The 5,758-nt window shown below is 70.8% G+C and carries 2 protein-coding genes; both read left to right on the forward strand.

Going from position 1 to position 5,758, the window contains the following annotated elements:
* Window positions 1-3: 3 nt before the first annotated feature.
* A complete protein-coding gene (locus JWR86_RS10250) occupies window positions 4-3,138 on the forward strand; it encodes an efflux RND transporter permease subunit (protein WP_299564591.1) in 3,135 nt (1,044 codons plus the stop codon).
* Window positions 3,135-5,758 (forward strand): efflux RND transporter permease subunit (locus JWR86_RS10255; protein ID WP_299564588.1); only part of this gene is annotated, 2,624 nt, incomplete at its 3' end. The genes JWR86_RS10250 and JWR86_RS10255, both read left to right, overlap by 4 nt.

Consider the following 5,758-nt stretch of genomic DNA (forward strand, 5'->3'; position numbering starts at 1 on the left):
CTTCTGCTCGGGATCGCGATCCTGATCTGCGGCGTCCTCGGCTACCTGCGCCTGCCGGTCGCGTCCCTGCCCCAGGTCGACTTCCCAACCATCCAGGTCACGACGCGGCTCCCCGGCGCGAACCCGGACACCATCGCGTCCCTGGTGACGGCGCCGCTGGAGCGGCAATTCGGCCAGATCCCGGCTCTGGCCGGGCTGTCGTCCAATTCCTCGTTCGGCCTGTCGCAGGTGACGCTGCAATTCGAGCTCGACCGCGACATCGACTCGGCCGCCCAGGACGTGCAATCGGCCATCAACGCGGCCGCCTCCACCCTGCCCCGCAACCTCCCGTTCCCGCCAACCTACAGCAAGGTCAATCCGGCCGACGCGCCGGTGGTGACCCTGGCGCTCACCTCCTCCACGGTGCCGCTGCGCACCCTGTCGGATCTCGCAGACACGCTGCTGGCGCAACGGCTGGCCGAGGTGTCGGGCGTCGGCGCCGTCACCATCCAGGGCGGCGTCCGGCCGGCCGTGCGGGTCCAGGCCGATCTCGGGCGGCTGGCCGCCTATGGGATCAGCCTCGCCGACCTCCGCACCGCGATCGTGGCCGCCAACGTGGCCGGCCCTAAGGGGGCGCTGGACGGGCCGAGCCAGTCCTACACCATCGCGTCCAACGATCAGCTCGCGGCCGCCGAGCAATACGGCGCCATCGTGGTGACCTACCGCAACAACGCCCCCGTTCTGCTGCGGGATGTCGCCCAGATCGTGGACGGCCTCGAGGATTCGCGCGTGGCGGGCCGGTTCGGCTCCGAGACGGCGGTGGTGCTGGACGTGCAGCGCCAGCCGGGCGCCAACGTCGTGGACACGGTGGATCGCATCCGGGCGCAGTTGCCGCGGCTCGAACGCGCCATGCCCAAAGGCGTCGAGCTGAAGCTCGTCCAGGACCGCACGGACACGATCCGGGCCTCGATCGGCGAGGTGAAATTCACGCTGGTCCTGTCCTGCGCCCTCGTGGTCCTAGTCGTGCTGCTGTTTTTGCGCACGGTGCGGGCGACCGTGGTGGCGGCCGTGACGCTGCCGCTCTCCATCGTGGCGACCTTTGCCGTGATGTGGCTCGCCGGGTTCAGCCTCGACAACCTGTCGCTGATGGCCCTCACCATCGCGACCGGCTTCGTGGTCGACGACGCCATCGTGATGATCGAAAACATCGTCCGGCGCATCGAGGAGGGAGAGCGGCCCTTCGAGGCGGCCCTGTCCGGCGCCCGCGAGATCGGGTTCACGGTGATCTCGCTCACCGTGTCGCTGGTCGCGGTGTTCATCCCGCTCCTGTTCATGACCGGCCTCGTCGGCCGCATGTTCCGGGAATTCGCGCTCACGCTCACCATCGCGGTGGTGGTCTCGGCCGTGGTCTCGCTCACGGTTGCGCCCATGATGTGCGCCCGGCTGCTGCGCCCGGCAGCCGCGGAGGCGCGGTGGCTGCGCTTCGCGGAATGGCCTGTGGCCGCCATGGCGCGGGGCTACGACGCGACGCTGCTCTGGGCCCTGCGTCGGCGCGGGCTGATGAACCTCGTCACGCTCGGCACCCTGGCGCTCACGGGCTGGCTCTATCTCACCATCCCGAAGGGCTTCCTGCCGGAGCAGGATACGGGTCTCCTGTCCGTCGTGGTGGAGGCCGCTCCGGACGTCTCCTTTGCCGAGATGACCCGGCTGCAGGACCGGGTAGCCGAGATCGTGCGGCGCGACCCGGACGTCGCGGCCTCGGTCTCCTCGGTCGGCGTCGGCGTGCTGAACCCGACGCCTAACGTCGCCCGTCTGTCGGTGAGCCTCGTTCCGAGGGCGGCTCGGGACGCCCGGGCCGAGGAGGTCGGCGAACGGCTGCAGCGCCAAGCCGCCGCGATCCCGGGCGTGACCCTCTATGTGCAGTCCGTGCAGGACATCCAGATCGCGACGCGGTCGAGCCGGTCCCAGTATCAATACACCCTGTCGGGCGCCGATACGGCCGAGGTCTCGGTGTGGACCGGCCGCATGGCCGAGCGGCTGCGCGAGGACCCGGCGCTCCGCAACGTGGCGCTGGAAACCCAGGAGGGCGGCCTTCGGGCGAAGATCACGATCGACCGGGAGAGCGCCGGACGGCTGGGCGTCTCCGTCCAGGCTGTCAACGACGCGCTGAACGACGCCTTCGGCCAGCGCCAGGTCTCGACCATCTACGGCCAGGCCAACCAGTTCCGGGTCATCCTGGAGGCGGCGCCACAATACCAGGGCAGCCCGGACGCGCTGAACAAGCTCTACGTCCCGGCGAGCGGCCAGGTCACCCTCGGGGCCTATGGCACCGTGCCGACCACGGTCCAGGGGGCGCGCGCGCCGCAAATTCCGCTCGCCGCCTTCACCCGCCTGGAGAGGACCACCGCGCCGCTGTCCGTGGCCCACCAGGAGCAGTTCCCGGCGGCCACCATCTCCTTCGACCTCGCCTCAGGTGCAGCCCTCGGCACCGCCGTCGAGGCGATCGCCCGGGCGGAGCGCGACATCGACCTGCCGGGCTCCGTGTCCGGCACCTTCGCGGGCGACGCGGCCGAGTTCAGGCGGGCGCTTGCCGGGCAGCCCTGGCTGCTGCTCGCCGCGGCGGTCACGATCTACATCGTGCTCGGCATCCTCTACGAGAGCTTCCTCCACCCCCTCACCATCCTGTCGACCCTGCCGTCAGCCGGCGTCGGTGCCCTCTTGGCCCTGATGGCGCTCGGGCACGACCTGTCCGTGGTGGCCCTGATCGGCATCATCCTGCTGATGGGGATCGTGAAGAAGAACGCGATCATGATGATCGACTTCGCCCTCGCCGCGCAGCGGGAGCGGGGCCTCGATCCCGCCACGGCCATCGTCGAGGCGTGCCGGCTCCGCTTCCGGCCGATCATGATGACCACGCTCGCCGCGCTTCTGGGCGCGCTGCCACTGGCGCTCGGCCACGGCCCCGGCTCCGAGCTGCGGGTGCCGCTCGGCGTCACCATCATCGGCGGGCTGATCCTGAGCCAACTCGTGACGCTCTACACCACGCCGGTGATCTATCTCGGGCTCGAGGATCTGCGCCGGCGCTGGAGCCGCACCGGGCTGAACCGGCCGGCCGAGGAGCTGCAGCCGGAACTGCCGCTGCGGGGCGGCGCCGCGTGAGCCGCGCCCGGGAGGCGGCCGGGCGCGCCCTCAACACCTCGGAATTCTTTATCCGGCGGCCGGTCGCCACCACGCTGATGTCGGTTGCACTGCTGCTGATCGGCCTCGTGGCCTACAGCGTCCTGCCCGTCGCCTCCATGCCGTCGGTCGATTTCCCGAACATCCGGGTCTCGGCCTCGCGCCCGGGGGCAGACCCGGCCACCATGGCGTCGACGGTGGCGGCGCCCTTGGAGCGGCGGCTCGGGGCGATCGCCGGCGTAACCGAGATCACCTCCACGTCCTCGCTCGGCTCGACCTCGATCTCCATCCAGTTCGACCTGTCGCGCAGCGCTGACCGGGCAGCCCGGGACGTTCAGGCCGCCCTCAACGCGGCCGCGACCGACCTGCCGTCCGACCTTCCGAACCTGCCGATCTTCCGCAAGGCCAATCCCGGGGCCTTTCCGGTGATGATCCTGGCCCTGACCTCCCGGACCCTCGCCGCCTCCGCCATCTACGACGTCGCCGACACGGTGATCGCCCAGCGGATCGCCCAGGTGGAGGGGGTTGCGGAGGTCATCGTCTCGGGCGCCGAGCAGCCCGCGATCCGTGTCCGGCTCGATCCGTCGCGCCTCGCCGCCATGGATCTGTCGCTCGACGACGTCCGGGCCGCCATCGCGGCCGCCAACGCGCCAGCCCCGCTCGGCTCCTTTGAGGGCACGACCCAGGCGCTCACGATCGAGACCAACAGCCAGCTCTCGTCGCCGGAGGAGTTCGGCCGGGTCGTGGTCCGCTCCCGCAACGGCACGGCCGTCCGCCTGGCCGACGTGGCGAGCGTCGAGCGCGGCACCCGCAACAGCCGCGCGGCCGGCTCCTATAACGGCCTGCCGGCGGTGACGCTTCAGGTGACCCGGCAGCCGGGCGCCAACGTGGTCGAGACCGTGGACCGCGTCCGGGCGCTGCTGCCGGAGCTGGAGCGCTGGATCCCGGCCGCGATCGACATCCAGATCATGAGCGACCGTACCCTCACCATCCGGTCCTCCCTGTCCGAGATGAAATGGGCGCTGGGCGAGACGGTCGCGCTTGTGATGCTCGTCGTGTTCCTGTTCCTGCGCCGCGCCACCCCGACGCTGGCGGCCGGCATCACGGTTCCGCTCTCCATCGGCGGCACCTTCGCGGCCATGTGGCTGTTCGGCTTCACGCTCGACAACCTCTCCCTGATGGCCGTGACGATCTCGGTCGGCTTCGTGGTCGACGACGCCATCGTGATGATCGAGAGCGTGCACAAGCACCTCGATCGCGGCCTGTCCCGGGTCGACGCCGCCATCGCGGGGGCGCGCGACATCGGCTTCACGGTGATCTCGATCAGCCTGTCGCTGCTCGCCGCCTTTATCCCGCTCTTCTTCATGCCGGGCATCATCGGGCGCTTCTTCCACGAATTCGCCCTCACGCTGGCGGCCGCCATCGTGGTCTCGACCGTGGTCTCGCTCACCGTGGCGCCGACCATCGTGGCGCGTTTGCCGCAGCGGCCGGACCGGCAGACCCGCTTCGACCGCGTCTGCGAGGGCGGCCTCGGCCGCCTGACCCGGGCCTATGCGGGCTCGCTCGGGGCCGCGCTGCGCCATCCCTGGCTGATGCTGGCCGTGACGCTGCTCACGGTGGCCTTCACGGTGCAGATGTTCCGGACCATTCCGAAGGGCTATTTCCCCCAGGACGACACCGGACTTCTGGTCGGGTTCACCGAAGCCTCGCCCGACATCTCCTTCCCGGCCATGGCCGAGTTGCAGGAGCGGGTGGCCGAGCGGGTGCGGGCGGACCCGGCCGTGGTCGGCGTGTCCTCCTCGGCCGGTTCCTCCGGCTGGAGCGGCTCGGTCAACCAGGGCCGGCTCTTCATCAGCCTGCGCCAGGATGGCCAGCGGGAAAGCTCCAACGCGGTGATCGCCCGGCTCCGGCGCGAGCTCGCAGCCATCCCGGGCATCCGGACCTTCATGTTCGGCGCCCAGGACGTCAGGGCGGGCGGCAGGCAGGGCCGCTCGCAATACCAGTTCACGCTGCTCTCGGCCGATCTGGAGGAGCTCGACCGCTGGACGCCCCGCGTCCTCGAACGGCTGCGCCGCCTGCCCGGCCTCGTCGACGTGTCCAGCGACCGGGACCGCGGCGGGCTGCAGGCCAAGATCGAGATCGACCGGGCCGCGGCGGCGCGTCTCGGCATCCGCATGCAGGACATCACGGACGCCCTGAACAACGCCTTCTCGCAGCGGCAGGTCTCGACCATCTACACCCAGCGCAACCAGTACCGGGTCGTGCTCGAGGTTGGGCCGGAGGACCGGGACGATCCGGCCGACCTGACCCGCCTCTACGTGCCGGCGCGCGGCGGCGTCGGCGTGCCGCTCTCGGCGCTGGCGACGGTGAGCCGCAGCTTGTCGCCGCTGACCGTCAACCACCAGGGCTCCTATCCGGCCGTCACGATCAGCTACAACGTGGCGCCCGGAACGGGGCTGGAGGCGGCCTCCCGGGCCATCCTCCAGGCCGTGAACGAGGTCCACCTGCCGGACGGCATCCGGGCCGAATTCGCGGGCGACGCCAAGGATTTCGCGGGCAGCGCCGGCGAGTTCGGCATCCTGATCCTGGCCGCGCTGGTGGC

The sequence above is a fragment of the Enterovirga sp. genome, from assembly GCF_028290205.1.
Lineage (GTDB): Bacteria > Pseudomonadota > Alphaproteobacteria > Rhizobiales > Beijerinckiaceae > Enterovirga.